Below are 26,148 nucleotides of genomic sequence, written 5' to 3'. Positions count from 1 at the left end.
ATATATGGATTCATAACAATTATTAATAATATAGTTTGCATCACAATTTCTCATTACAGCAAATAAATTTTTAATCCCTAGTCATTCTAAAACTTACTAAGAACAAAAAGACATAAAACTAAGGGTTGAAAACCAATGTCGCAAACACCCACATCTGCAAACACAGTACTTGTTGGTAAAAAACCTGTAATGAACTATGTCCTAGCAATGTTAACATTATTAAACCAGGGAGTAAATGAAGTTGTTGTAAAGGCTAGAGGTAGAGCTATAAGCAAAGCTGTTGATGCCATAGAAATTGTTAGAAACAGATTCCTTCCAGGAAAGATAGAGGTTAAAAATATAACAATTGGCAGTCAAACAATAACTGGCAGTGATGGCAGACAAAGCAGAGTTTCAACCATAGAAATAGTTATATCAAAGAAAGATTAGAGCAGAGCATCACACAATATACTCATATAAAACTTTTTTAGAAATTCCCACCATACTATTCAATATATTACAGCTTAATTACTTACTATATCATAGTGTAGAGGAAACTGGATATTCTTCGCATTCCACTGATAAACTAATGAAATTAAGAATTTTAATTACCTTTTCAAGAGTTTGATCACATGTAGTTAAAACAATGCTGTTGTTTTTTACATCAATTTTTACATTGTATCCTTTCGACTTTAGGTTTTTAAAGAGTCTTTGCATCATGTATTGATTTAAAAGTTTTTCAAAGGCTTTTTCAATTTCAACAACATTGTAGTTCAATTCATCAACTTTTTCTATAAATCCTTTTTTTACGAGTTTTTTTATAGTTTTTCTTCCAATATTTTTTGACCCAAAAAGGGATAGTATATCAAGTGCCTCGCCTAAGTTAAAGGTTCTGTTATTGAAAGCTTTTCTGAGAATTATATAGTACGCTATTTCTCTTTTACTAATCCAAACCATTTAATCAGCATCCCCAGTCACATCATTTGATTCAGTCCTTACAAGGCTCATCACACAATTACATGAAAAATTATTTCTTTGATAACCAATCCAGTTTTCCTAAATATGGTTGTCTCATAGTCATTGTAACTCTAGGTGGTTTACCTACAGCACCTAGGGAAACACTAGTTATTCTTGCTCTAACCATATCACCTTGCATTACAAATCTCTTTGTATTTTTACAAACAATAACATTTCTTGCAACATCATAAGAAACATCATCATCAGCTATTTGCTGTATGTGAACAAATCCCTCAAGTGGACCAAGAGAAATTGTTGCCCCACCTCTCCCAACTGTTACAACCTCACCTTCTACAACCTCATTAACAAGCGGAACATAAGTAATAGCTGTAAACTCTACTCTGTGGTATGGTGCTCCATCACCAATTGGTATATAACCCATTGGATCAACATTAACATCGGTTATAGCAATCACTATACCAAGGTTTTTATCTTTCAATCCCTCATACTTCTTTCTCAACTCATCTAGTGCTACTTCTTCTAATGGTCTGTTGATTTTCGATGGATCTATTCTAACAATATCTCTAAGCCTGTATATCCTAAACAAATAATTTCACCAAATAATCCCAAGTACTTTCTACAATTTATACAAAACTTAAAAGCTTATGGTTATAGAGATTCAAACATTCTCTTCGATGATTTATATATAATTATATCTATATGTTCTTTCAAAGCTTTTTCCCGAACTTTCTTATCTGTAGATACTACAAACACTCTGAAGCCTTGATTACGTAAATTTTTTGCATAAGCAATCAACGCCTCATCTACGGCTCCTTGGAAATTAAATTCCACAATCCTCAGTCTTGAAATAACATTTTCAAGAACCCACTTAGCAAGTCTAGATTTCTTATCACTTGCATTTTCTACAAGTTTCTTTAATTCCTGAAGAACTGGAGTTATGATCACAGGTTCACACCCTTCTAATACTTCATAAAAACTATCAAAAGAAGCAAGTCCTTCTGCAATTAATAAAAGCACATTTGTATCTATGACTGCAAAGCAGTTTGCTATTTTACACTCCCCCAGCCAACAAGTCTCCATCTACCTTTTACTTGTGCCAATATGGCTGCCTTACTTTTATCGAAAACAACTATGGGATTTTCTGTTTTCACCTCCATCACATCACTTGAAATCTTTTGAATAACAGCAATTGTAGGTGCAGTACCAACTATCAGTATTATTTTGTCTCTATTTTTTAGCTGAGGTGGTGTCTCAAGCTCTCTTGCCCCTACTACTTTATCCAGCATTCTATACTCTATTGAAATGTCGTTAACAGGATCTGGAACGTCATGTCCAAGAACTTGACCAACAAGCCTATTATTCTTTGTTAATGAAGGATCAAGCTTTGTTCCTATAGCTACTAAACCACCTGGTTTAGCCACATCAGATTCCATATCTCCATATCTAATACTTACAACCTCTGTTACTAGTGGCTCATATTTAACCTTGCCCTTTGTCTCAATTCTTGCACCAGGTTTTATCTCAACTTCATCACCAACAGATATCTCACCTCTTACAAGCCCTCCTCCAACAACACCACCAACCAATTTCTCAGGTCTTGTTCCAGGCAAATTAACATCGAAGCTTCTAGCAATTTGCATTATAGCAGGTTTTCCAAGAATTCTTTCAGGTTCTTTAAAAAGCTTTGCAATAGCCATTGCAACAGCATTTATATTAGCTTTGTGAAGAGCACTTACAGGAATTATTGGTGCTTTAGAATATCGTGTACTTTCTAGAAACTCTCTTATCTGTCTATAGTTGGTCATAACATTTTCCCTTGAAACTACATCAACCTTATTTTGAACAACTACAACCTGATCTATTTCAAGAATTTCTAAAGCTTTGACATGCTCACGTGTTTGAGGCTGAGGACAAGGTTCATTGGCTGCTACAACAACTATTGCAGCATCCATTAAAGATGCTCCTGAAAGCATTGTTGACATGAGAATTTCGTGACCAGGAGCATCAACAAAGGACACAGTTTTTAAATACCTAGGCTCTGCGTTTTCACCACAAGAACTAGCAGATGTTACGTAGGAGTCTGGAGGCTCTGCATTACTACAGTGAAATATAGATGTCTGGGCATAACCTAAGTATATCGTCATGGATCTTTTAAGCTCCTCTGAATATCGAGCAGTCCATATACCTGTTAATGCTTGAACAAGCGTAGTTTTGCCATGGTCAACATGGCCAACAACACCAATTATAATGCTTGGTATAAAGTTTCTTGAACTAGACATTAAATACACCACAACAGAAAATCTCGTTTAGAGAATTAAAAACATACTTATTTTACACTTTTAAATATGGCAACAGTATTTATTTGAACAATATCCTCTGAAATTGTGTTGCCTCTTACAAGCTTTCTTCTTCTCTCTCCCTCCTCTTTTGGTCTATAACCAGGACCTGAAGATAAGAGAACATATTTTTTGACAGCTCCACTTATGTCTTTTCTCATCGGAAATCCTGCTAAATCAGATCCACCTCTAATCTCTAGAACAATATTTGGAAAACCTATTACAGACCCATCTATTCTATCACCAATCCTCATTCCAATAAGCCTCGAAGCTTCTCCACCACTTATTCTTATCTGAAATGCTGGAGCTCTAAAAACCTCACCTATAGCTTCTCCAGCCCCTATTTTCTCACGCAATAATGCTTCTGGAACTGCAATAACCTGAATTTCTAGTGATGAATCAGGTACAATCTTTGCAGCTATTTTAACCTTTTCATTGTTTGCTCTATTCTTCCATATTCTAATTATTACAACTCCAAGCTCTGGATTAAGCAACTCTATTAACTTTGGATTAGCTTTGCCAATTACAAGCTCTCTTTGCTCCTTGTGTTTTTCACTATATTCAAGATTCGGTACACCAACAACCTTGACTGGCACTATTCTTAGCTCCTTAGCTCTGGGATCTGAAACAACAATTTTAAAGTCTGGCATTTACTTTTGAACACCTCATTCTTCACTTTTCATAAGCTAAATCTGTTAAACAAACCCTAAAAAGCTGTTTTGAAAATCTTTTATAAAAGACCTTATATTCTGAAATTGAAAATATTAGCTAGGGGTGTTAATAGTGAGTTTATCAAAAAAGCTTAGACAACCAATAGTAGTTGTGCTTGGTCATGTTGATCACGGCAAAACAACTTTACTAGATAAGATTAGAGGTACTGCTGTTGTAAAGAAGGAAGCAGGGGAAATGACACAACATGTAGGTGCTAGCAACATTCCAATATCTGTTATTGAAAAAGTTACTGAGCCTCTTAAAAAGATTATACCTCTTAAACTAACAATACCTGGGCTTCTATTCATTGATACTCCTGGCCATGAACTTTTTTCTAATCTCAGGAAAAGAGGTGGAAGCGTTGCTGATATTGCAATACTTGTTATAGATATTAATGAGGGTGTAATGCCTCAAACTGTAGAAAGCATAGAAATATTAAAGTCGAGAAATGTTCCATTTGTTATAGCAGCAAATAAAATTGATAAAATACCTGGGTGGAAACCAAATCCAGATACACCAATTACTATTAGTTTAAAGAAGCAAGATCAGGCAACAGTAAAGAGATTAGAGAGTTTGATGTATAAACTCATTGCTCAGCTATCTAATTATGATATTTCTGCTGATATTTTTGAAAGAATTAGGGATTTCATGAAAACAATTCCAATAGTACCAGTATCTGCAAGAACAGGTGAGGGAATAGCTGAGCTTCTTGCAGTTGTTGCAGGAATGGCGCAAAGATATATTAGTGAAAAGCTTTTATATGTTGAGGGACCTGGAAAAGGTGTTGTTCTTGAAGTTAAGGAGCAACCAGGATTTGGAACAGCTATAGATGTTATTCTATATGATGGCATTATACAGGAAAGGGATACAATAATTTTAGCAGGTCTTAATGGACCCATAGTCACAAAGGTTAGAGCTATTTTAATGCCAAAAACAGTAACAGATATTAGAGTTGCTAAAACAGAGCTTAAAACAGTTGAATTAGTATCTGCTGCAGCAGGTATTAGAATTGTTGCACCAAATTTGGAAGATGCTGTAGCAGGCTCTCCACTATATGTTGTTCCACAAGAAAGTGAAATTGATAAATACAAAAGACTTGTTCAAGAAGAAGTTGAGACTGTGAGATTTAGAAAAGATGTTAATGGTGTTGTAGTAAAAGCTGACACCTTGGGAACTCTAGAAGCAATAATTAATGCACTTAGCAAAAGAGGTATATCGATACGCATTGCTGATGTGGGACCTTTAACAAAAAGAGATGTTATAGAGGCTTCTCTTGTTGCAAAAGCTGATAAATATCTTGGTGTCATACTGTTATTTAATGTAAAACCTTTGCCAGAGGCTGAGGATCTTGTAAAGAAGGAGAATCTGAGAGTGTTCTCAAACAACATAATATATAGGCTTATAGAGGAATATCTACAGTGGGTAGAAAATGAGAAGAAATTAGAACTTCAGAAAGAATTTGAGTCTTTGGTATCACCTGGAAAAATAAAGATTCTACCAGGTTTTATATTCAGAAGAAGCGATCCAGCAATAGTTGGGGTAGAGGTGCTTGGAGGTATTATAAAACCTGGTGTTCCTTTAATGAAGGCAGATGGCAAAAGAATTGGTGAAATAATGCAAATTCAGCACATGGGGCAACCAATAAAGGAGGCTAGGATGGGGCAAGAGGTTGCAATATCAATTAAAGGCAATGTTATGGTTGGGCGACATATTCACGAAGGCGATATTCTGTATACTGATATTCCATTAGAACATGCAAAACTGCTTGTAACAAAGTTTAAAGCAATGCTTACTCAAGATAGCATTGATACACTTAAGGAGATACTTAAAATTAAATCGTATAAAGATCCTGAATACATGTACATACTAAAGAACTTATAGGCCATTAGTAGAGGTTGGAATTATCTATTCTATTTCCTGCTTAGATATAGCTTTGTCCACGGCAATTTCTTTGGGTCTCTACCAAGTCTATAGTTTTTATAGCATTTACTAGAGCAAAACCATGTTATACTACCATCGTTTTTAACATACATAAGCCCTGTACCAGGTTCAATGCTCTTTCCGCAATAGCTACACACATGCTTAGAGACCATGCCTAAACACACCTTTAGTAAACTCTAATTCTTTGGTAAAGCTTAAAAGCTCTATTCAACATATCAGAGATACAGCATTGTTAGAAAGGTGCTTAAAATGTCTAATGTAACTGTTGAGGATAGAAGCAAAGAATATGATATCAATGTGGTTGAGCGAATAGGTTTTCCTGCTGAAGTTGTACAAATAATCGGTAGGACAGGAGTTACAGGTGAGGTTACTCAGGTTAGGGTTAGAATACTAGAGGGTAGAGATAAAGGAAGAATTCTAACAAGAAATGTTAAAGGCCCTGTCAGAATTGGTGACATAATAATTCTCAGAGAGACAGAAAGAGAAGCTAGAAAGCTTACAGTAAGAAGGTAAGTGAAGATATAAGTAACTTTCACATAATTTCCAGCTAATCTTAGTGGTTCATTAATTAAATCAATTGATTGTAAAAAACATTTTATTGAATTTATTTTCAGTTTTAGATTTTATTGAAGTTGCTATCTACCAGCTTTTGCTCGAAGCTCTTGATACTTTGAAGCAAGCTCTTCTAACTCAGCTTTTGCCTCACCAGGTTCTACTATACATGCTGATGCTGCAGAAACCTCTATTCCTGCTGCTTCACCTAGTCTCTTCTTACTTGGAACATAGAGATATGGCACTTTCTTTTCTTCGCAAAGCAATGGCAAGTGAGCTACAACCTCTGGAGGATCAACATCTTCTGCTATTAACACAAGTTTGCAAAGACCTCTCTCAACACCTTTAGTTACCTCATTTGTTCCTTTTCTTATTTTTCCACCTGTTTCTCTAGCTTTTTTCAGTGCTTGATATGCTTTCTCAGCTACATCTGAAGGGACTTCGAATTTTACATAAAATGGTTTCGACATCTTTTAACCCTTCCACATCTTTAGTTACTATATGTACTGAATTAGTCGGGTATTTAAGATATTTTGAGCCTCAAAACCTTTACTCATGAGTATAAATAATTGTTATTTTGTTTTCCTGAATCTTTTCTATTTTTCCAAAGCCTAATCTAACCATTTGAATTATTTCTCCTTCTTTCAATGTTTTCAATGCTTGTTCTCCAACACAACGCTCTCTTTTTAGCCTCATACCTTCTGCCCTCAAAATATCAACTTTGGTGCTTTGCTCACAGGGACTCCACTGAATTATTGAAGCATTATGTTTTCTAGCTTCTTCCAAGGAATTACTATGATAATAAGCAATTACATAGTCTTTTGTTTGTTCCTTGACAACTATGTTAAAAAGCTCCATAAGCCTTATCACAACCCCCCGTTTCATGTTTTCCACATCCTTTATAGATATCCAAACCTCTGGTTTTGTCAACATGATTTTTCTTTTGCCAAGATCTTTTGATGGGTGATAAGGTATCTCAACTTCCACAGGTGTTTTAACACCTTCTAAATGTAGTTTTATTGGATTACAAACAACGAAGACTCTTTTTGCTATTGGATCAACATTCTTTCTATTGATTGCAGCTAGATTAACCCAGCTAATTTTTGCATCAACTGGGCTTAATCCAAGACCTAAAATAATTTCCCTAATTGTTTCAGGCAATACTCCTCTTCTTCTCAAAGACGAAATTGTAGCAAATCTTATATCGTCAAAACCTGTAAACTTCTCTGGATTCATTTTTAGTTGGTTCTTAATCCAGGTCTTGCTTAATATAAGCCCCTCCAATCCAACTCTTCCAAAATTGACAACCTCCGGATATTTCCACCCAAGATATTTATATATGTATACCTGTTTTGCAGTATTCAAAGCATGCTCTTTACCTCTCAATATATGTGATACACCAAGAAGATAATCATCCACAGCAGCCGCAAAGTTATATGTTGGCCACAGCCTATATTTATCCCCTGTTACTGGATGGGGGTTTTTTGAAGTGTCTATAATTCTAAACATGACCCAGTCTCTTATAGCTGGATCTGGATGATTCAAATCAGTTTTTATTCTTATTACAGCCTCACCTTCACCAAACTCGCCAGCAAATATCTTCTCAAATAGTTCTAGGTGCTGCTCCGGTGAAAGATCTCTGTGAGGACATGCTTTTCCAGCATTTCTATACTCCTTAAACACTTCACTTTTGCACAAATCTATGTAGGCATAGCCAAGCTCAATCAACTTTTTCGCAATTGAGTAATATTTCTCCATTCTCATACTCTGCACATATTTTTCATCCCACAATACTCCAAGCCATTTAAGATCATCTTCTATAATTGTATATGAAAATGGTAGAGGAGGTTTTGTTCTAGGATCAGTATCCTCAAACCTTAATATGAATTTTCCCTTATACATTTTAGCATATTCGTGACTTAAAATAGCAGCTCTAGCATTTCCAAGATGTATTGGAAAATCTGGATTGGGAGCAAATCTTGTTACAACATTTTTCCACTTATCAACGTTTGGTAAAGGTGGTAATACCCTTTCCTCTTTCCTAGACTCTCGAGATTCTGTTAAACTAAGTTTCTCTGCAAGATCCTTTAATTCTGAATCACTTAAACTGTTAACATGCTTCACCACATTAGCAACTATTCCAGCTATTTCCCTTGCTAAGTGTCTAAACTCTTTAAACTCTCCTAAAACCTTGTTCATTACAGGTCCTTGCTTAGCTTCACCATATTTTAACCTATTCTCTACAGCGTATTTCAATGCTGATTTCTCTATTTGTTGTTTAATCGCATCTTGAAAACCTGATGACATTTTCCTCACCAACAATTACAGCCATCATCTTATTTTCGCTTTGATCCAGCACATCACCAACATAAACAACAATACCTTTAGCTTCTGCTCTAACAGCCCTTATCTCAAATTTGTTTGTAACAATATAAAATATTTTATCATGTTCAGAAACTTTCTCACCTTCTAAAACAAGAGGATATACACTTCTACCAAATGCTTCAACAATAAAAACCCTTGTACCAGCATTAACATATAGCAGTTGCCTGGATTTTGGTAAGTAAATTGCGAATTTTGTTATTGTAACCCCTTTCTCAGAATCAATTGCTAGTTTAGGTAGATACTCATACACTATCTCCACAAATTCTGCAAATAATTTTCCTTTTTCCTTGAATGACTCAACACTAAAACAATTCTTCTCAGTATCTACGTATATTTTTGAGGCAGTGTTTATATAATTAGAAATGCTTTGCTGCTTAGCAAGTAGATCTACATACTCTTTATCTATGTAAGCTATTGGAAATGTTTCTTCAAAGCCTAGCTCCATGTTCATTTATTTATTTCCTCAGATTCAATAGTTTCTCCTTATCATAAACATTACAAGCTCCTTAAACATGTTAAGAGCTTCAGTGTCTGCTGCCTTCACATTTTCAACGATTTCAATAGCTTTGTTAGCGTAGAACTCGCTAAGAGAATCAGCATATTCTATTGCACCACTTTCTTTTATAATCTGGGCTGCTTCTCTCAATGAATTCACATCTGCATCTCTATTTCCAAGAACACTAAGTATTCTTTTCTTTTTATTCTCATCTACATTCTTCAAAGCATAGATTACTAAAATTGTTCTCTTACCCTCTCTCAAATCACTGTAAACAGGTTTTCCAAGGACTTTCTCATCACCTATGAGACCAAGAATGTCATCTCTTATTTGAAAAGCTATGCCTGCATTCATCATGGCGTTAAACAAGTTTGATATTAACGCGTTGTCAGCTCCAGCTAAAAGCCCACCAATTTTTGCTGAGTAAGCAAATAGTGCAGCTGTCTTTTTTGAAACCATGTCTATATAGTCTTCAACACTTGCATTAGGCATTTCAGGAAGCAGCATGTCTAGTGCTTGCCCCTCAGCAACAGTTATTGCTGCTTCTGTTAACGCGTCCAAGGATTTAGCAACTCTATCACTTGGCACACCATAATCCATAGCTTTTACTAGGCACTTATATGCATAGGCAAAAAGTAAATCCCCTGCTATAATACCCATTTCAACACCCCACAACTTATGAACCGTTGGAACCCCTCTTCTTAGCTCATCCTTGTCAATAATATCATCATGCACAAGTGTAAATGTGTGCAAAACCTCTACAGCTGCGGCACCAGGTATAGCTATCTCCTCACTACCACCACCAATTTTACTAGAAAGCACTACTATTACTGGTCTTAACCTTTTTCCACCAGCTTTAATGTAGTGAAGAGATGCTTCATAAAGTTTTTTGGGATGCCCACTAACAACTGTATAGATAAATTGCTCAACTTTCTTACCTATAATACTAGCGTAACTTGTTAAATCCATGATTCTTCCCCCATATTTTCAGCAATAACAATATATATAAGCGTAGTTGTTTCTTAGCTTTAATTTTCTTGCACAAATCCATTGAGCTAATTTACCAGTGATCACCATAGGAGACTGCTTCAACTCATCTATATTTCTCACATTCACAAGAGACATTGCAATTTTTAGCTGATTTATTATGATATTTAGATATTCTTTACCTTTTCCCATTAACACATTCTTCAAAATTGGCTGAGCAATAGCTACAAGATCGGCACCCAAGGAAATGGCTTTTGCAATATCAACACCTGACCTAATACCTCCACTACCAATAACGATAATATCTTGTGAAACTGATCTAACTTCACATATTGAAGCAGCTGTTGGTATGCCCCAGCTAATAAATGCCTCAGCAACTCTTGCTACATCAGTTTTACTTTTTAAGCTTCTCATTAATTCTATTCTAACCCAGTTAGTGCCTCCAGCACCTGCAACATCAAATATTTTAACACCTATTACATACAGCTTTTCAGCAACTTCTTTTGAAAGGCCATTGCCAATTTCCTTGATTATTACAGGTATTGAAAGCCTTGACAAAATCTTTTCAATTGATTCTAAAACATTCTCAAAATCTCTATCCCCCTCTATTTGAACAAGCTCTTGTGCAGGATTTAAGTGAATAGCAAGGGCATTGGCTTCAACAATTGAAACTATGCTTTCTATTTGATCCATGCTAAGATTCTTAATTTGTGCAAAACCTATGTTAGCAATAACTGGAACTGACCTTGCAACTTCTCTCACAATCTTGTATGTGTATGCTAAAGAAGGATTTTCAATCATTGCTCTCTGACTTCCAACACCAATAGCTATGCGAAATTCTTCAGCAAGCTCAGCCAACCTCCTGTTTATCTCATATGCTTTCTCAGTACCACCAGTCATTCCAGAAATTATTATTGGAGCTCCAAGTTTATACCCCAAGAAACTTGTTGACGTATCCACCTTGTCATAAGCTATATTAGGGATAGCATTATGAATTAATATAACATCTTCAAACAGTGTTGTTAAAGGCCCTTGAGAATTAGGTGTAAGCGCCATCTCTATATGTTCTTGCTTTCTATTCTCTATACTCATAATACTACCCTACTCCCCAAAACACTCTCCCCACACAAAGCCTTAAAAATAAAATCTTTTTTAAGACCATTAAAAATAAGAACCTCCCTCAACTCACTATTCCAATACCTTAAACCATGTAGAATTTTTGCCTTCATCCCCCCAGTCACATCAACCTTTTTTCTAGACTCCATATCTACAGAACCTACTTCACTAATTCTAACAACCTCTAAAAGACGAGAACCAGGCTCTTCTGGATTTCTATCATAGACGCCATCAACATCAGTTGCAAATAGTATTCTACTTGGTTTAAAAATTGTTGATAATTTCCACGCTATTTCATCGCCAGATAGTATTTCTGCATCCCTATCACCAAAAATTATATCTCCAAATAACACAACCACAATATCTTTCTTTAAAGCTTTTTCAAGAGGTTTGTAAAAACATTTAAGATCTCCATCAAAATCTCGATAAAAAATTGCGTGAGTATCAAAAGACACTGCTGGAACTCCATATGCGTTTAAAGCGTCTGTAACAATCATATTCAATTCTTTCATAAACCAGATTATTTGAGCTATTGAATAAGGTTTTTCCACATTTCCATGCTCTATAACTGTTGAATGACCAAAACTACCACCACCATGTATTAAAATCATGTGTTTTGTACAGTATTTGTAGGCTTTGCTTATTTCATAAGCTATTCTATACACCTCACTAATTTTTAGAGAATACTCTACATCCTTATTTGTTATTACTGAGCCTCCAATCTTTAAAATATTGACCAGCACCAAGTAAGTAACACCGCTATTTTAGAATGCAAAGTGAATTTTGAAAAACCTTATGAAACTATAATCCATAACAGATTTTGATTCACATATTTTATCATAACTAATTTCATTATTCAAATAATCTTTGACGATTCTGCTTTCCCATGCTAAATACAATTTAAAGAGCTTTTCAAGCTTTTGTCTATCCTCATCAGAACCACTATTAACTATCTGTGCAAACACACCTATAACATGTGACACGAATTTATAGAATAATGACAAGGTATAGTTATCATATGGATGCTCAAGGGCTTTACACGATTTTATGTTACATGCAACTTCTTCACTCTTCTCAATAGATATTTTCATGCTTTTTAATCTAACAATTTCATTGAAGCCTTTAACAATGCATATACTATTAAAGAGATGAGAACATCTAAGAGATTCTATATAGCCAGGATCAACGCCCAATACTTTCTCATCAAATGGTGCAATATTTCTGAGAACCAGTAGATAATCTCTTGGAGTTACATCTAACAAATTCTTTATTATTTCAATTGTTGTTACTGCAAAAATAGAAATTGATGGTAGAGTGCTATTACAAGAAACTTCAATACTTCCACTAATCTCATCATAGCCCAATTCACTTAGTAACATATTTATGTAACTCAATATATCAATGCTTTTTTCCAATGGTTCTAAATTTGTGAATTTGACTCCTTTCTTCTCTTTACCAATTTTTAACATCAATACACAATCAATGTTTGAAGGCATAGAAATAAATGGTGTGTAGAAGCCTTTTATTGGAATTCCAATTACTGGAAAAGGTGCAGAAAACTTTTTGTTTAAAACTTTACCCATTAAACCACTTTGAATTTCTATGTAGAGGACTCGAACACTTCATGAGTTACAGGAAGATTATCTGTTGGCCCTATGCTTCCTCTTTCTCGAAGCACTTGCCTTGCTAATACCCAATAGAGCAAAGCCAAAGACTTTCTTCCCTTGTTGTTAGCTGGTATGGCTAGATCCACACCTTCTAGCCTGTTATCTGTACTAACAAATGCTACTATCGGTATTCCAACCATTAAAGCCTCGTCAAGAGGTTGTGAATCTATTCTAGGATCTGTCAACACAATAACATCTGGCTCGTAATACCATTCAAGCTTTGGATTTGTGAGTGTTCCAGGTACAAATCTACCAACAACTGGTTTTGCACCAACAAATTCAGCAAATTTCAATACTGGCTGTTTGCCATATTGCCTTGTTGAAACAACCATTATTTTTGATGGCTCAAATCTGCTTAGGAACTTTCCAGCAATTCTAAGCCTTTCATCTGTTTTCTTAATGTCTAAAATGTAAAGCCCATCTGGTCTTACTCTAAAAACAAACTTTTCCATCTGCTTAGTACATGTATGAGTACCTATATGTACTCCTGCTTGGAGATATAATTCTAGAGGAACTAAAAGCTCTATTTGTTGTTGTGCTAATGCCTTCTGCTCCTCCTCCACATGCCCCCACCTACTTTACATTTCCATACTTTATTACCTGTTTAAACAATTCTATATGGGATATCATCATTCTTCTACAACAATATCTCTTTATTCCAAGATCATCCAAGACTTTTGAAGGATTTTCACCATTCTCAACACGCTTTCTGAACTCCTCCCACTTAGCACCTATTGGATAACCACAGGTAAAGCATCTAACTGGTATTATCAAGTCTTCTCACCTATATGATTTCTGTCTAAATCTTCTAGCGCTATATCTCATCCATTTCTCGGATTCTGTTTGTCTTGGATCTCCAGCCAACATGGATCTATCATACTCACTAAAAAGTTTTTTTATAACTGGGTTCTCAAAATATATCACAAGTCCTCTTGCAACAGCTGTTCTAACTGCATATGCCTGTGCCATAACACCACCTCCTTCTACTTGAACATCTATATCAACAGCATTTCTAAGACTTTCACTCAAAAGATTTAAAGGCTCCATCATTTTCAGCTTAGCTAGTTCTATTGGCCAAAGCTCAACAGGAACACCATTAACTTTAAATCTTCCTTGCCCAGGTCTTATAACAGCTCGTGCAATTGCTGTTTTTCGCTTTCCTACACTAAGAACAATTTTCTTTCCGGCAACTAGCTGAGGATATGCTCCCAATACATTTATCTCCTGCTTTTCTTGAGACATAAAGTTTTACACCTTCTGATGCCAACCCAATGCCTTAGCTAGCTCAGCTAATGTAATGTATTTTTCTGCCTCTCGGTTATATATAGATATATCAACAATTTTTACAACATCCTTTTCCTGGAAACTAGATGGAATATCTATATATGCTTTTATATTCTTGAGCGCCTCTACACCTCTCCAATTATGTTTTGGAAGCATGTTCTTCACAGTTTTCTTAAATAATGTTACCGGATTTCTAGGTCTGTGAATAGCATGTCTATAGGGATTCTTATGCGTTTTCACATTAAATAGCAGTTTATAGCCCTCAATAACCCTGTTCTTATCGCCTGTTAACACAGCCTTCTCAACGTTAACAACATGAATCTTTATATTCATAAGTGCAAGCTTTGCAACTATGCTTGCCAATCTCCCCAGCACCATCGAATCTGCATCAATAACAAGTTCCTGAATATTCCTAGACAACACATTTGTATACAGTTCTTTTGAGGATACTTCAATAACTCTCATATTATCACCTTTACCCTACTCCCAGTAGGATTCTCCTTAACAAGCTCAAGAACGTGAATAGCTCTACCACCAACACTCATAATTTTTTCTACAGCATTTTTAGAAAAGCTTATGGCTGCAATAGTTACTTTATGATCTAGCTTGCCTATCCCAAGAACCTTGCCAGGAACAACTACAACATCTCCATCTACAGTATACTTATTTATTTTGTAAACATTTACCACAATTCTTCTCCTAGCTGGTTTCTCAAGTAGTTCAGCAACATACCTCCAAATATTTACCCTATTAGCTTTAGCTGCTTTTCTAAGCTCTCTAATAGTTTTTCTTAATATATAGTTTGTGGGTCCTGTTCTCCCCACATTCCACCACCTTTTTTCAGTGTCTCAATAAATTTTTGAATAAGCGAGATTTCCTGCTTCAATATTTCGAGAGATAATCTAACTATAGTCTCAGGTTCTAAAGAACCACTAGACTCTATCCTTAAAATATTTTTATTCTTCAAGCCCTCAACAGCTATAGCCTTATGCGGACACACATACACACATTGCCTACATATTGTACAATCAAAAATATTTCTTATCTTAACTTCACTACCATCTATGTAAAGCACTTTTTTAGGGCATACCTCAACGCATTTCCCACATACATCACATGTATTCTTATCTATTTCAATATTTGCTAAATTCCTGTTAACAGCAACTGTTGCAGGACTCCATTTTGCATGCTCTAGACCTCTACCAATTCTAGCTCTAATCTCAAGAGCTATTCTCTGTCCTGGTGCAAGAATAACTATTGGTATATTATCGAAAACAGGCTTTACATATGGATCTTCAGATTTTATATCTCTTGAATAAACTGTTACCTCACTATCGTGTGCCTCCACTTCAATGAACATATTAACAAAGCATTTTTCACATACATCCTTAGGAGGCTTCTCCTCCGAATCCAAAGAGCATTTCTCACATGTTGTTACATCAATTGACGATAGCTTATCAATACTTTCCTCACTTCTCAAAGGAACCATTGCAAGTCTGTGGGCAAGAATCTCATCAAACATTGCCGAGGTGTTGGACACTACAGTAACTTCGTCTATGGCATATGTAGGAACCTTTGCAAGAGAATATCTCCTGATAGCATTTAACAATGGTAGTGGAGCTTCATCAACAAAAAGCTCTATAGCCTCGTTGCTCCACTCCCTAACTGATATATTCAATAACTACACCCTTCTACCGCGTCTACCACCAGGTCTTCTAGTAGTGTCATGTGGTATTGGAGTAACATCCTCTATTCTGCCAATAATAAACCCAGCCCTAGCCAAAGCCCTAATAGCTGCTTGTGCACCTGGCCCTGGTATTTTAGGTCCATGTCCTCCTGGAGCTCTAACCCTTATATGTATTGCTGTAACTCCTTTCTCCATAGACTCTTGAGCAACTCTATAAGCAACCATCATTGCTGCATAAGGACTTGGCTTTTCTCTATCAGCTCTAACAACCATGCCACCAGAGCCTTTAGCAACTGTTTCAGCACCACTAATGTCTGTTATGTGAATTATTGTATTATTGAATGAAGCATAAATATGTGCTATACCCCATTTAAGTTCTCTACTTCCAAAAGACATTAAACTTTACCACCTCCATAGTCTAAGATGCTTCAACAACTTTGGTTTTTGCATATGGTGAATTCGGATAAAAGTTTATGTATTTTTCATCTTCTCTACTTACTAGATAGCCAGGTGATGTGACCCTTCTTCCCCTTATGGCTATATGGCCATGAACTATAAATTGCCTAGCTTGATGAATCGTTTTTGCAAGGCCTTTTCTCCACACAATCGTCTGTAGTCTTCTCTCTAATATAGATTCAACAGATAGATTGAGAATATCTGTAATAGTTGCATTAGGTGTTGACAAAACACCTATGTTGTAAAGTCTTGTAACTAGTTGATGAAATCTCTTCTCTCTTTCATCCTCAGGTAAAGCAAGTAGTGACCTGGCTAAGTGCTTAATTCTTCTAAGCATTGTTTCAGCAATCCAAAGCTCTCTCTTATTTCTAAGACCATAGGTACCAAGCAACTCTATTTCTGCTTCCAGCCTTGATTTTATCCATGGATGGCCAGGCGATTCCCATTTTCTTCTAGATTTCCTTGGATCACCCATAACCTACACCACAATAAAAATCACTTTTGCTGTTGCTGAGCAGCTTTCTTTCTTTGAACACCAACAACAGGTCCTACACGCCCAGTTGTATGCGTTTTTTGCCCTCTTACTTTATAACCTAGTGAATGTCTCACTCCTTTCCAGCTCCTAATTCTAATCTCTCTCTCAATGTCTTGTCTAGCATAGTATATGAGCTCAGAAGAAACAAGATGCATATCAACACCAGTTTCATAATCCTTTCTTCTATTCAACATCCAGCTAGGAATACCATATTTTATTGGATTCTTAATTAATTCCTCAATTTGTGCAACATCCTCATCTCTTAAATATCCTACAAGCATGTTTGGATCTAAACCAAGTTTTCTACAAATTGCAATAGCCATGTTGTATCCTATGCCCTTTACCCTCGCTAAACCCCAGGCCAAGCTAACATCACCTTGTATATCAGTTTCAGCTATTCTCACAATATGTCTATAGCCTCCTCCTAAAGCCGATGACATCTAAATCACTATCAACATAACACTACTTTAAGTCTTTTAAAATTTGCTTTGAAACCGCTTTTAAGTTGTAAAGAAAATCACTCTCACTTTTTGCATATAGTCAGCAAGAAACTTTATGACTTTTCTAAATTTCCATCATTGAAATTCTTCTTTTATGTAAACATCCATAGCAAATGAATATTTAAAATTAAACCTACAACTAGGTGGATTTCTCAATATGGTGATGAATCCAGTATCCATGACATGCTCTTTCTTCTTTTATTGATGATATGCTATTGAACAGCCCTTGTGTATATGAATATAGAGGCTTCTCATATATTATTCTGAAGAAACTTTTTGAGAAACTCGCGATTGATGATGTTATTGATGCAGGTCCTGCATAAAGTATTGTACTAACAACCATCAAAAGTACTGCTATTGCTATTACCGTTTGTCCCTACACTTCCATTTCAATCATTTTATGTTCATTCATAATCGAGTATAGGGACTTAGCCTTCAAACACCTACTAAGCTTAGCGGTAGGTGGGTCATGAGACTCTTTAGAGTCCAACAGCACAAGACTCACATCCCCAAAACTACTTCCACCCCTTTTAGGCATAGCCACATCAGTGTAAGAGATCATCCTTAACCAATATCATGAACCGCCCTGAGGAAACCCTCACCCTTCAGGTCTGGGAGGAGGAGGTCAGATAGGTACCTCTCCTCACCACTTAATTAGAAACTTAGACAGAATAAAATTTTTTACAGAATACAATGAAAATATTGTATAGAGAGTTAATAAAATTTATTGTAAATTGAATTGAGGCTTGAATTTAAACATGTATTTGAAAGCAACAAAATAGGGAAAATATCTTTGGCGCCGGGGGCGGGATTTGAACCCGCGCGGGGATGTTCCCCACCGGCTCTCAAGGCCGGCCCCTTAGACCACTCGGGCACCCCGGCGCTCACAAAATTTGCATAGTTTGTATTTATCTACCTTAGTTTGTAGAATTCTTATGTTGTTTAAAAATTATTGTTTTCTTCTAATTTCTATTTCTATATATACATTTTCTGGTACCCTTACTCTCATGATCTGTCTTATTACATGCTCATTTGCTTCTACATCTATTATTCTTTTATGTATTCTAAGCTCCCACTTGTCCCAAACCTTTGTTCCTTCGCCATGTGGTAGTCTTGGCACTGGTACAACAAGTCTTTTCACTGGTAGTGGTACAGGCCCTCTTATTTTAACACCTGCTTTTTTTGCTATGTCAACTATTTGTGAAACCACATAGTTTAAATTGTTTGAATCTGTGCTCCAAAGCCTTATTCTAACCATTGACGACATTTTGTCTTCAGTCCTTCTTTATGTTTTTGCTGCTGGTTTAATATCCATTACAATTCCTATTCCAACTGTTTTACCCATATCTCTCATTGCAAATCTTCCAAGCTGTGGAAAGTCGCTATACTTCTCTATAACCATTGGTTTAAGTGGTTTGAACTTCACTATTGCTATGTCGCCCTGCTTTAGGAATGGTGGATTCTTTTCTGCTACTTGACCTGTTCTAGGATCTAGTTTTGCAACTATTTCAACAATTCTGCATGGTATGCTTGCTGTATGTGCATGGATAACTGGTGTGTACCCTGGTGCTATTGCTGTTGGATGCCACACAACCATTACTCTAGCCGTGAACTCTTCTACAATTGTTGGTGGATTTGTTGGATGACCAGCCACATCTCCTCTTTTAACCTGTTCTTTCGAAATACCTCTTACGTTGAATCCTATATTGTCTCCAGGTATAGCCTTTTCTATTCTTTGATGATGCATTTCAATAGATCTAACTTCACCAGACACATTTGGAGGCATAAAAACAACTGTATCGCCAACCTTTAAAACACCTGTCTCAACTCTACCAACAGGAACTGTGCCAACACCAGATATTACAAAGACTTCTGATATTGGTATTCTCAATGGCTTATCAATTGGTTTTGGAGGTTCTTTAACAGAATCTAATGCCTCTAGAAGTGTTCTAGCACCATTAATACCATATCTCTTCTTCAACTCAGCAATTTTCTGATCGTTCCACCAAGGCATGTTTGTACTAGTCTTTGTTACATTGTCTCCTACCCAACCAGATACAGGAAGGAATGTGACTGTATCTAATCTATAACCAACAGATCTAAGGAACTTTGTCAATAGCTCAACAATTTCCATAAATCTTTTTTCAGAATATGGAGGCTCTGTAATATCCATTTTCGTTACAGCTATTATTAGCTGGTCAATGCCCATTGTCCTTGCTAAAAGTATATGCTCTCTTGTCTGTCCCTCTGGGCTCATACCAGCTTCTAGCTCACCTTTCTTAGCAGAAACCACAAGCATTGCTACATCAGCTTGACTAGCACCAGTAATCATATTCTTTACAAAGTCTCTATGACCAGGTGCATCAATAATTGTGTAGTAATAGTTCTTGGTTTCGAATTTTCTATAAGCAAGTGTTATTGTCAACCCTCTTTCTCTTTCCTCCTTCAGCCTATCCATGAGCCATGCATATTTTTCACTCTCCTTCCCAGCTTTTATAGCGGCCTCTACAGTTTCTTTCCACGTTTTTTCATCAACAGCACCAACTTCTACCAGTAGTCTACCCACAAGTGTGCTTTTTCCATGGTCTACATGACCTATTATAACTATGTTTAAATGTGGTTTTGTGCTCATGTTTAATCCCTTACCAATACTCTTTCAAGATAACAAAAATAGCAGGTAGGCCTTATAAGTGTATTGTTGCATCAAATTAAATAAGTTAAATTTGCTACCTAGAGCTTAGAGCAATACGCTCAATTTCCTCCTTTCTCTGTATAGCATAGCTTTTACTATCATTAGCTGAAGCAGCTATTATTTCATCAGCTAAACACTCCTCTATAGGCTTTACAGATCTGAATGAGCATTGAAATGCTCCTTCTGTTAAATGTCTAAGTGCTAGGTCAACTCTTCTCATAGGAGATACATCAACAGCAACATGATAAACAATACCACCATACATAATTCTCGTCGTTTCTTCCCTAGGAGCAGAATTCTCAATTGCTCTAACCAAAACCTGGATAGGGTTCTCTCCTGTCTTAGCATATATTAACTCAAATGCATTTTTAACAATATTAAACGCTAAGTGTTTTTTACCTGTATTCTTCATTTTTCTCATAAGCCTATTGATGAGTCTTTCAACAATTGGAACCACAGCCTTTCCAAATCTTCTATGAGCATGCTTACCAGCTGTGTGAGGAACTACAACAGGTTTTAGTGAAATATATTTCTTGAGACTTGGATCAAGAACTACAACATCTCTATAACTCCACTTCCCAAAAAGCTTTATATGATCTAAATCAGCAACAATTTCAGATAATCTTAGCTGAAGTTCACTCATTAAGCACGCACCTTACCTCAATGGTTTTTGCTTCTTACCTTTTAATAATTCTGTTAATGCAACACCATTAACAGCAATAACTTTATATTTGACACCTGGCAGATCACCCATGGACTTGCCCCTGGTACCCCCAATGCCAGCAATCAAGACTTCATCGTGTTCCTCAATAAAGTTTAGACCACCATCATAAGGAACAAAAGCTGTTACAACCTTGCCATTCTTAACAATTTGCACACGAACACATTTCCTCACAGCTGCATTTGGCTGTCTTGCCTCAACACCAACCTTCTCTAAAACTATTCCCCTAGCCATTGGAGCTCCTTCCAATGGATCATACTTCTCCTTCAGCTTTAACATTCTTATTCTAAAGTCTCTTTGAGACCATCTGAACTTTAATCTTTTTAGTTTTAGCTTTCTCGCAGCATAGAGACCATAAGCTCCTTTTTTCCCTGCCAACCAATCCTCCCCTTAGTTATTATGTTATTTCTAAGTTTCTGAATTTAAACATGTAGCTAAGCTTAAAAACTTATGATACTTTCTATGCAATTACAACATTATCTATATTATAATACCTCTTCATAAGTATCTTGGCTTTTGCAACATTTCTGCCATTCCTACCAATCGCAATGCCCTTATCCTTTGGATCTACATACACGTAAAGTGACTTTCTTTCAGATGATTCAATAAGCTGAACTCTATAAACTCTTGCTGGTATGAATATGTTTTTAGCAAAATCCTCTAAATTATCGGCCCAGCCAACAACATCAATGTTCTTTCCAAATAATTTTGCTAAATACTTCACATTATAGCCCTTCTTACCCACAGCCTGCCCAACCTTATCACCATCAACAATGAATATTATAGAGTTAAGCTCATCACTTACTATACAATCTTTGGGTGTTACACCAGTAACATCTTGAAATATTGTCATATATCGCATTTCCTCCATGGTCAATTTGACGTTGAACTGAGGCTTTATATCATTAATTCTTGCTGCCATTGTAGCAATCACCTAGTTGTAGATTTTACAAAAGCCTTTAACGCATTTTCTGATACTTGCCCTGTTTCCACTATTCCTAGTGTTGATATCGAGAATGGTTTTCCAAGCAATGTTCCTAAATCTCTATTCGATCCAGGATACTCTATTATGCCAACATTTGAAAGCTTTGCATAATACTCTATATCACTTTTCATGGATTCTGGTATATTGGATGCTATCACTATAAATCTTACCCTTCCTGTTTTCACATATCTCAAAGTCTCGTTGAATCCTATCACAATTTTTCCAGTTCTTGCCACATACTTTAACAAATTATCTAGTGATTGCTGATCAGACATTTTGTTTTATCACCTCTCTGACTTTGTATAAGGATTAAAAACAAGACCAACTTTTGCTGTGCCTGCAGGTATATAGTTTCCTACTATAACACTTTCTGTTATGCCGGCAATCTTGTCTACTTCACCTCTTGCAGCAGAATTAACAAGGTTTTTAACTGTTACTTCAAATGCTGCTTTTGCAAGTGGGCTATCCTTTATTGCCATCACACCATGTCTACCGATTTGCTTAACAGTTCCTGTTCTAGTCATCATATCAGCTACTAACATTACATGTCTTATATCCACCTCAAGACCTTGTTCCTCAAGTACATTCATAATCTCTTCTATGAGAAGTGCTCTTGCAGCTTCTATTCCAAGAACTTCTTCAACTTCCTTCACATTATTTGTTCTAATCCTTTTATAATCAACTTCATCTATTTGCATAAGCTCACTCAAGTTGCTACCCTCACAAACAAGAATGTATTCATCTCCCCTTCTCTGAATAATAACTTTGTTTATGCCCTTAATACCCTTTATTCTCAAATTCAGTATCTTTTCTCTAAGTTTCTCAACTTTTGTAGGATCTATAGGCTCTTCAAACTGTATTATAATTTCATATGGATTGTTCTCGCTTTGAATAACTCGGGCCCTCTTCATAGCCTTTTGCAAGACCTTCAGAACCTCCTCAACATCAACTCCCTTATCCTCAAGCATATCTCTATCAAGAATAATGTTTATCGAATTATTGAAAAAGTCTATATCAATGCGTAATGTAACATTTAAAACTTTTGTCATCTCAATTCTTCTAGCAACTTCTATAGCCTTCTCCCTACTATTTCTATACTCTGGTTTAAGGTATATGTATGTTAGTGGTGTTGATGGTGTTTTCTTAGCATCTACAAGCTCTATAAGCCTTGGCAAACCAAGAGTGACATTAAGTTCTCTTACACCTGCATAGTGAAATGTTCGTAGAGTCATTTGAGTACTTGGCTCACCAATACTTTGAGCAGCAACCATTCCAACAGGTTCACCAGGTTCAACACTGTTTTCTTCTATTTCCCTCTCAATTCTATTGATCATTTCTTCAAGTTTATCTTTAGAAATCTTGTATTTAGACACTATGGATTTAAGCTCATCTATTATAGACTGTGGAGCTTCATTTCCTAACCTCTTCTCAATAATTTCAAAACTGTTAAAGTCAGTGCTTTGTAAAGTATTTGAAGACTCCATCATATCTCACCAAGAACCCTTTCAACAATTCTCTCGACATTAACTATTTTTCCGTGAGGAGCTTTTGACGGATCAGCCATGTCCTCACCATATGCAAACTGTATTATCGATCCTGAGGAATCTCTAACAGTGAAATCATAAGCTACATGAAGATCCATTAAAGCATTCACAAGTCTGCGCTGCATATACCCACTTTGAGATGTTCTGACAGCTGTATCAACCAAACCTTCTCTACCACCTGCTGCATGCATAAACATTTCAGTTACAGACAATCCTCTAAAGAAGCTATTTACAACAAACCCTCTGGCAATAGGACCTAGATCATCACGTTCAAAATGAGGTAATGGTCTCCCCATATACCCACGCCATATTCTTTCACCACGAACAGTCATTTGACCTAGTGTTGCAGCCATTTGCGTTAAATTCAGTACATTTCCTCTTGCACCTGTTCTGGCCATGATAAATGCGTAGTTGAATGGATTTAGAGATGAAACTGCTACTTCACCAGCCTTATCTCTAGCCTCGGCAAGAACCTCCAACACTTTTATCTCTAAACTTTCTTCTAAAGATCTTCCAGGTACAACCTCTAGTGTTCCACTTGAATACTTCTCGACTAGATCCCTAACCTTTTCAAAAGCTTCATTCAGTAATTTAAGAATTTGCATCTGGGTTTCCTCATCTATAGCAACATCATCTAGCCTCAACGTAAATCCTCTTAACTCCAACATCCTTATAAATAACCTAAACAGTTTATCCATAAACATTGCTGCTACTTCAGCACCATATTCTTTTGCAAGCCAGTAAAGTAAACTATCTTGCTGTTCAGCACCAATAGTTTTCTTATCCAGAACACCAAGAAGCAGCTTACCTTGTTTAACAACAACATAAGAATCCCAGAAACAGTTAATGTCATCGCATCTTAGAGGTCCAGATGATATGTTTGCTTTCCCGTGGAAATTAAAGTCTTCTGGAAAGAACATACTAACGACTTGCTTTCCAGTCCATAACTTCCTTGGTGATAAAATGGCTGGTTCAGGAATCTCTTTAACAGTATTTGCTGCTGCCAAAAGCTCTACAACCTCTTCTTTCTCAAGTAGTGTAGACTTTATTGTAAGCACATAAGCACCACTAACATAATCCTGTATAGCTCCTATGATCACACCTCCATATCTCGGTGTAAGAATGTGGTTTTGAACTTTTAGAAGAGTTCTTGCCTCAGCTCTTGCATCTTCTGTTTGTGGTACATGCAAATTCATTTCATCTCCATCGAAATCTGCATTGTATGGTGGACAAACAGATAAATGAAGTCTAAATGTTCTTCCCGGCAAAACCTTGACCACATGGCCCATCATAGACATTCTATGAAGAGATGGCTGTCTATTAAACAGCACTATATCGCCATCTTTAAGATGTCTCTCAACTATGTAACCAGGAGCAAGAGACTCTGCAACACTTTTTCTATCTCTTACATATCTCAAATCAATTCTTCTACCATCTGGGGTAACAATATAGTTTGCACCAGGCCATTTAAAGGGTCCGTTTAACACATATCTTCTAAGCTCATTAATATTCCACTCAGTAACCTTTTCAGGCACAGTCAATATTTTTGCAACATCTAAAGGAACTCCAACTTCATTAATACTTAAATATGGATCGGGGCTAATCACAGTTCTAGCAGAGTAGTCTACCCTCTTGCCAGATAGATTTCCTCTGAACCTACCCTCTTTACCCCTCATTCTTTGAGCCAAGGTTTTTAAAGGTCTACCGGATCTGTGCTTAGCAGGTGGAATTCCAGGAACCTCATTATCTAAATACGTCGTTATGTGATATTGTAAAAGTTCCCAAAGATCATCAATAATTATCTCAGGTGCTCCAGAAGCTATATGCTCTCTTAATCTCTCGTTAGTTCTAACAATATCAACCAATTTATGGGTTAAGTCATCTTCTGACCTAATACCAGATTCTATTAGTATTGAAGGTCTTATTGATGTTGGGGGAACAGGAAATGCCGTAAAAACCATCCACTCTGGTCTTGCATCTCTTGGATCATAACCTAGAAGCTCTAAGTCTTCATTAGGTATAGCTTCTAGTCTCTTTCTAACCTCTCTTGGATTTAATCTTATTGTATCCTTAGATTCTGGATGCTGCTCTATAAATGTTGTTGGCTTTTCCAGTTTTATCTTTGGCTGTTTAGCACCACAATATGGACATGTACTAGCTTTTATAGCTTGTCTTTTTATGTATTCTGTAAAAAGTTTGGCTAAATATGGATATCTTTCTCTCAATCTAGCAAGATATCTTCTGTATTTCTCAAAAGCTTGTGGAGATATCTTTACTCTTCCACAATTAAAACATGTTGCTTTTAACAAATCATGTATATGTTTAATAAATAGTACATTTATTACAGGAACAGCAAGCTCTATATGGCCAAAATGTCCTGGGCACCCCTTTAAAGTATTGCCACAAACAGGACAGACCTGGCCTGGTTCTATAGCACCTAATCTATAATCCATTACTGAATGTGCTCGCGGTGTTCCATCCTCTTCATAAGTTTCTGGAGAAGTTACTTGAACTGCTGACATTTTTCTTATCTCATCTGGTGAGAGTATGCCAAATTTAATTCCAGAAATAATTTTTTCTTCGCTCATAGAATCAC

35 protein-coding genes and 1 tRNA gene are annotated in these 26,148 nt (G+C 36.3%); 3 read left to right on the top strand and 33 right to left on the bottom strand.

Annotation, left to right across the window (positions count from 1 at the left end):
- Window positions 1-135 precede the first annotated feature (135 nt).
- The gene (albA, locus tag QPL79_RS04280) at window positions 136-429 is read left to right on the top strand and encodes a DNA-binding protein Alba (protein WP_285273551.1); all 294 of its coding nucleotides are present in this window, start codon (window positions 136-138) and stop codon (window positions 427-429) included.
- Between the two features lie 90 nt (window positions 430-519).
- Here the strand turns inward: albA and QPL79_RS04275 are convergent, their stop codons facing one another.
- From QPL79_RS04275 to QPL79_RS04255, 5 genes are all read right to left on the bottom strand, one after another.
- Window positions 520-936 (bottom strand): hypothetical protein, encoded by a 417-nt coding sequence (locus tag QPL79_RS04275; RefSeq protein WP_285273550.1) that lies wholly within the window; start codon window positions 934-936, stop codon window positions 520-522.
- A gap of 70 nt (window positions 937-1,006) precedes the next feature.
- Window positions 1,007-1,543 carry a DNA-directed RNA polymerase gene (locus QPL79_RS04270; RefSeq protein WP_285273549.1) on the bottom strand — a complete coding sequence of 179 codons (537 nt, stop codon included), beginning with the start codon at window positions 1,541-1,543 and terminating at the stop codon, window positions 1,007-1,009.
- Window positions 1,544-1,605: 62 nt separating this feature from the next.
- Window positions 1,606-2,037, bottom strand: a complete 432-nt coding sequence (locus QPL79_RS04265) for a PIN domain-containing protein (protein ID WP_285273548.1) — start codon at window positions 2,035-2,037, stop codon at window positions 1,606-1,608.
- Window positions 2,004-3,236, bottom strand: a complete 1,233-nt coding sequence (locus QPL79_RS04260; protein WP_285273547.1) for a translation initiation factor IF-2 subunit gamma — start codon at window positions 3,234-3,236, stop codon at window positions 2,004-2,006. The genes QPL79_RS04265 and QPL79_RS04260 overlap by 34 nt, the downstream gene beginning before the upstream one ends.
- Window positions 3,237-3,283: 47 nt before the next feature.
- On the bottom strand, window positions 3,284-3,943 hold the full coding sequence (locus tag QPL79_RS04255) for a 30S ribosomal protein S6e (protein ID WP_285273546.1): 660 nt from the start codon (window positions 3,941-3,943) through the stop codon (window positions 3,284-3,286).
- Window positions 3,944-4,067: 124 nt separating this feature from the next.
- On the opposite strand from QPL79_RS04255, the gene infB reads away from it, so the two are divergent.
- Complete coding sequence (infB, locus tag QPL79_RS04250; RefSeq protein WP_438839349.1) at window positions 4,068-5,885, top strand: translation initiation factor IF-2; 1,818 nt, start codon at window positions 4,068-4,070, stop codon at window positions 5,883-5,885.
- A gap of 29 nt (window positions 5,886-5,914) precedes the next feature.
- Here infB and QPL79_RS04245 read toward each other — a convergent pair whose 3' ends face one another.
- The gene (locus QPL79_RS04245; protein ID WP_285273545.1) at window positions 5,915-6,097 is read right to left on the bottom strand and encodes a 50S ribosomal protein L24e; all 183 of its coding nucleotides are present in this window, start codon (window positions 6,095-6,097) and stop codon (window positions 5,915-5,917) included.
- A 97-nt stretch (window positions 6,098-6,194) separates the two neighbouring features.
- Between QPL79_RS04245 and QPL79_RS04240 the strand changes: the two genes are divergently transcribed.
- Window positions 6,195-6,458 carry a 30S ribosomal protein S28e gene (locus tag QPL79_RS04240; protein WP_285273544.1) on the top strand — a complete coding sequence of 88 codons (264 nt, stop codon included), beginning with the start codon at window positions 6,195-6,197 and terminating at the stop codon, window positions 6,456-6,458.
- Between the two features lie 122 nt (window positions 6,459-6,580).
- On the opposite strand, the gene rpl7ae is transcribed toward QPL79_RS04240, so the two are convergent.
- The 27 genes from rpl7ae to QPL79_RS04110 form a co-directional block, all read right to left on the bottom strand.
- Window positions 6,581-6,967, bottom strand: coding sequence for a 50S ribosomal protein L7Ae (rpl7ae, locus tag QPL79_RS04235; protein WP_285273543.1), 387 nt, complete (start codon window positions 6,965-6,967; stop codon window positions 6,581-6,583).
- A gap of 79 nt (window positions 6,968-7,046) precedes the next feature.
- Window positions 7,047-8,804 (bottom strand): glutamate--tRNA ligase, encoded by a 1,758-nt coding sequence (locus tag QPL79_RS04230; protein ID WP_285273542.1) that lies wholly within the window; start codon window positions 8,802-8,804, stop codon window positions 7,047-7,049.
- Complete coding sequence (locus QPL79_RS04225) at window positions 8,776-9,333, bottom strand: DUF2118 domain-containing protein (protein ID WP_285273541.1); 558 nt, start codon at window positions 9,331-9,333, stop codon at window positions 8,776-8,778. Before QPL79_RS04225 ends, QPL79_RS04230 begins: the two co-directional genes overlap by 29 nt.
- An 18-nt stretch (window positions 9,334-9,351) precedes the next feature.
- The gene (locus tag QPL79_RS04220; protein ID WP_285273540.1) at window positions 9,352-10,347 is read right to left on the bottom strand and encodes a polyprenyl synthetase family protein; all 996 of its coding nucleotides are present in this window, start codon (window positions 10,345-10,347) and stop codon (window positions 9,352-9,354) included.
- A gap of 18 nt (window positions 10,348-10,365) precedes the next feature.
- Window positions 10,366-11,457 (bottom strand): type 2 isopentenyl-diphosphate Delta-isomerase, encoded by a 1,092-nt coding sequence (gene fni / locus QPL79_RS04215; RefSeq protein ID WP_285273539.1) that lies wholly within the window; start codon window positions 11,455-11,457, stop codon window positions 10,366-10,368.
- The gene (locus QPL79_RS04210; protein WP_285273742.1) at window positions 11,454-12,224 is read right to left on the bottom strand and encodes an isopentenyl phosphate kinase; all 771 of its coding nucleotides are present in this window, start codon (window positions 12,222-12,224) and stop codon (window positions 11,454-11,456) included. The genes fni and QPL79_RS04210 overlap by 4 nt, the downstream gene beginning before the upstream one ends.
- A 21-nt stretch (window positions 12,225-12,245) precedes the next feature.
- Window positions 12,246-13,064 (bottom strand): hypothetical protein, encoded by an 819-nt coding sequence (locus QPL79_RS04205; protein ID WP_285273538.1) that lies wholly within the window; start codon window positions 13,062-13,064, stop codon window positions 12,246-12,248.
- A 17-nt stretch (window positions 13,065-13,081) separates the two neighbouring features.
- Complete coding sequence (gene rpsB, locus QPL79_RS04200) at window positions 13,082-13,711, bottom strand: 30S ribosomal protein S2 (RefSeq protein ID WP_285273537.1); 630 nt, start codon at window positions 13,709-13,711, stop codon at window positions 13,082-13,084.
- 10 nt (window positions 13,712-13,721) lie between these two features.
- Complete coding sequence (locus QPL79_RS04195; RefSeq protein ID WP_285273536.1) at window positions 13,722-13,922, bottom strand: DNA-directed RNA polymerase subunit N; 201 nt, start codon at window positions 13,920-13,922, stop codon at window positions 13,722-13,724.
- A 6-nt stretch (window positions 13,923-13,928) separates the two neighbouring features.
- Complete coding sequence (locus tag QPL79_RS04190) at window positions 13,929-14,390, bottom strand: 30S ribosomal protein S9 (protein ID WP_285273535.1); 462 nt, start codon at window positions 14,388-14,390, stop codon at window positions 13,929-13,931.
- Window positions 14,391-14,396: 6 nt separating this feature from the next.
- Window positions 14,397-14,897, bottom strand: coding sequence for a 50S ribosomal protein L13 (locus QPL79_RS04185; protein WP_285273534.1), 501 nt, complete (start codon window positions 14,895-14,897; stop codon window positions 14,397-14,399).
- Window positions 14,894-15,256, bottom strand: a complete 363-nt coding sequence (locus tag QPL79_RS04180) for a 50S ribosomal protein L18e (RefSeq protein WP_285273533.1) — start codon at window positions 15,254-15,256, stop codon at window positions 14,894-14,896. The genes QPL79_RS04185 and QPL79_RS04180 overlap by 4 nt, the downstream gene beginning before the upstream one ends.
- Entirely contained in the window at window positions 15,223-16,110 is an 888-nt protein-coding gene (locus QPL79_RS04175; protein ID WP_285273532.1) for a DNA-directed RNA polymerase subunit D, read from the bottom strand. Before QPL79_RS04175 ends, QPL79_RS04180 begins: the two co-directional genes overlap by 34 nt.
- Window positions 16,111-16,113: 3 nt before the next feature.
- On the bottom strand, window positions 16,114-16,515 hold the full coding sequence (locus tag QPL79_RS04170; protein WP_285273531.1) for a 30S ribosomal protein S11: 402 nt from the start codon (window positions 16,513-16,515) through the stop codon (window positions 16,114-16,116).
- Window positions 16,516-16,537: 22 nt separating this feature from the next.
- Window positions 16,538-17,050, bottom strand: a complete 513-nt coding sequence (locus QPL79_RS04165) for a 30S ribosomal protein S4 (protein WP_285273530.1) — start codon at window positions 17,048-17,050, stop codon at window positions 16,538-16,540.
- 20 nt (window positions 17,051-17,070) lie between these two features.
- A complete protein-coding gene (locus QPL79_RS04160; protein WP_285273529.1) occupies window positions 17,071-17,550 on the bottom strand; it encodes a 30S ribosomal protein S13 in 480 nt (159 codons plus the stop codon).
- Window positions 17,551-17,749: 199 nt separating this feature from the next.
- Window positions 17,750-17,953: a hypothetical protein gene (locus tag QPL79_RS04155; protein WP_285273528.1), complete on the bottom strand. Its 204-nt coding sequence runs from the start codon at window positions 17,951-17,953 to the stop codon at window positions 17,750-17,752.
- Between the two features lie 33 nt (window positions 17,954-17,986).
- Window positions 17,987-18,172, bottom strand: coding sequence for a hypothetical protein (locus QPL79_RS09270; RefSeq protein ID WP_350309074.1), 186 nt, complete (start codon window positions 18,170-18,172; stop codon window positions 17,987-17,989).
- A 232-nt stretch (window positions 18,173-18,404) separates the two neighbouring features.
- A tRNA-Ser gene (locus tag QPL79_RS04150) sits at window positions 18,405-18,492 on the bottom strand.
- A 67-nt stretch (window positions 18,493-18,559) separates the two neighbouring features.
- Entirely contained in the window at window positions 18,560-18,877 is a 318-nt protein-coding gene (gene rpsJ, locus QPL79_RS04145; protein WP_285273527.1) for a 30S ribosomal protein S10, read from the bottom strand.
- 18 nt (window positions 18,878-18,895) lie between these two features.
- On the bottom strand, window positions 18,896-20,242 hold the full coding sequence (gene tuf / locus QPL79_RS04140; RefSeq protein WP_285273526.1) for a translation elongation factor EF-1 subunit alpha: 1,347 nt from the start codon (window positions 20,240-20,242) through the stop codon (window positions 18,896-18,898).
- A gap of 94 nt (window positions 20,243-20,336) precedes the next feature.
- Window positions 20,337-20,945, bottom strand: coding sequence for a 30S ribosomal protein S7 (locus QPL79_RS04135; RefSeq protein ID WP_285273525.1), 609 nt, complete (start codon window positions 20,943-20,945; stop codon window positions 20,337-20,339).
- Window positions 20,946-20,957: 12 nt separating this feature from the next.
- A complete protein-coding gene (locus QPL79_RS04130; protein WP_285273524.1) occupies window positions 20,958-21,401 on the bottom strand; it encodes a 30S ribosomal protein S12 in 444 nt (147 codons plus the stop codon).
- Between the two features lie 82 nt (window positions 21,402-21,483).
- Window positions 21,484-21,945 carry a NusA-like transcription termination signal-binding factor gene (locus QPL79_RS04125; protein ID WP_285273523.1) on the bottom strand — a complete coding sequence of 154 codons (462 nt, stop codon included), beginning with the start codon at window positions 21,943-21,945 and terminating at the stop codon, window positions 21,484-21,486.
- Between the two features lie 8 nt (window positions 21,946-21,953).
- Window positions 21,954-22,283, bottom strand: a complete 330-nt coding sequence (locus QPL79_RS04120) for a 50S ribosomal protein L30e (protein WP_285273522.1) — start codon at window positions 22,281-22,283, stop codon at window positions 21,954-21,956.
- A 9-nt stretch (window positions 22,284-22,292) separates the two neighbouring features.
- Complete coding sequence (gene rpoA2, locus QPL79_RS04115) at window positions 22,293-23,492, bottom strand: DNA-directed RNA polymerase subunit A'' (RefSeq protein ID WP_285273521.1); 1,200 nt, start codon at window positions 23,490-23,492, stop codon at window positions 22,293-22,295.
- Window positions 23,492-26,140, bottom strand: a complete 2,649-nt coding sequence (locus tag QPL79_RS04110) for a DNA-directed RNA polymerase subunit A' (protein WP_285273520.1) — start codon at window positions 26,138-26,140, stop codon at window positions 23,492-23,494. The genes rpoA2 and QPL79_RS04110 overlap by 1 nt, the downstream gene beginning before the upstream one ends.
- Window positions 26,141-26,148: the final 8 nt, after the last annotated feature.

The sequence above is a fragment of the Ignisphaera cupida genome (assembly GCF_030186535.1).
Taxonomy (GTDB): domain Archaea; phylum Thermoproteota; class Thermoprotei_A; order Sulfolobales; family Ignisphaeraceae; genus Ignisphaera; species Ignisphaera cupida.
Note: the sequence above shows the minus strand (reverse complement) of the source record. Positions and strands in the feature narration are given on the sequence as shown.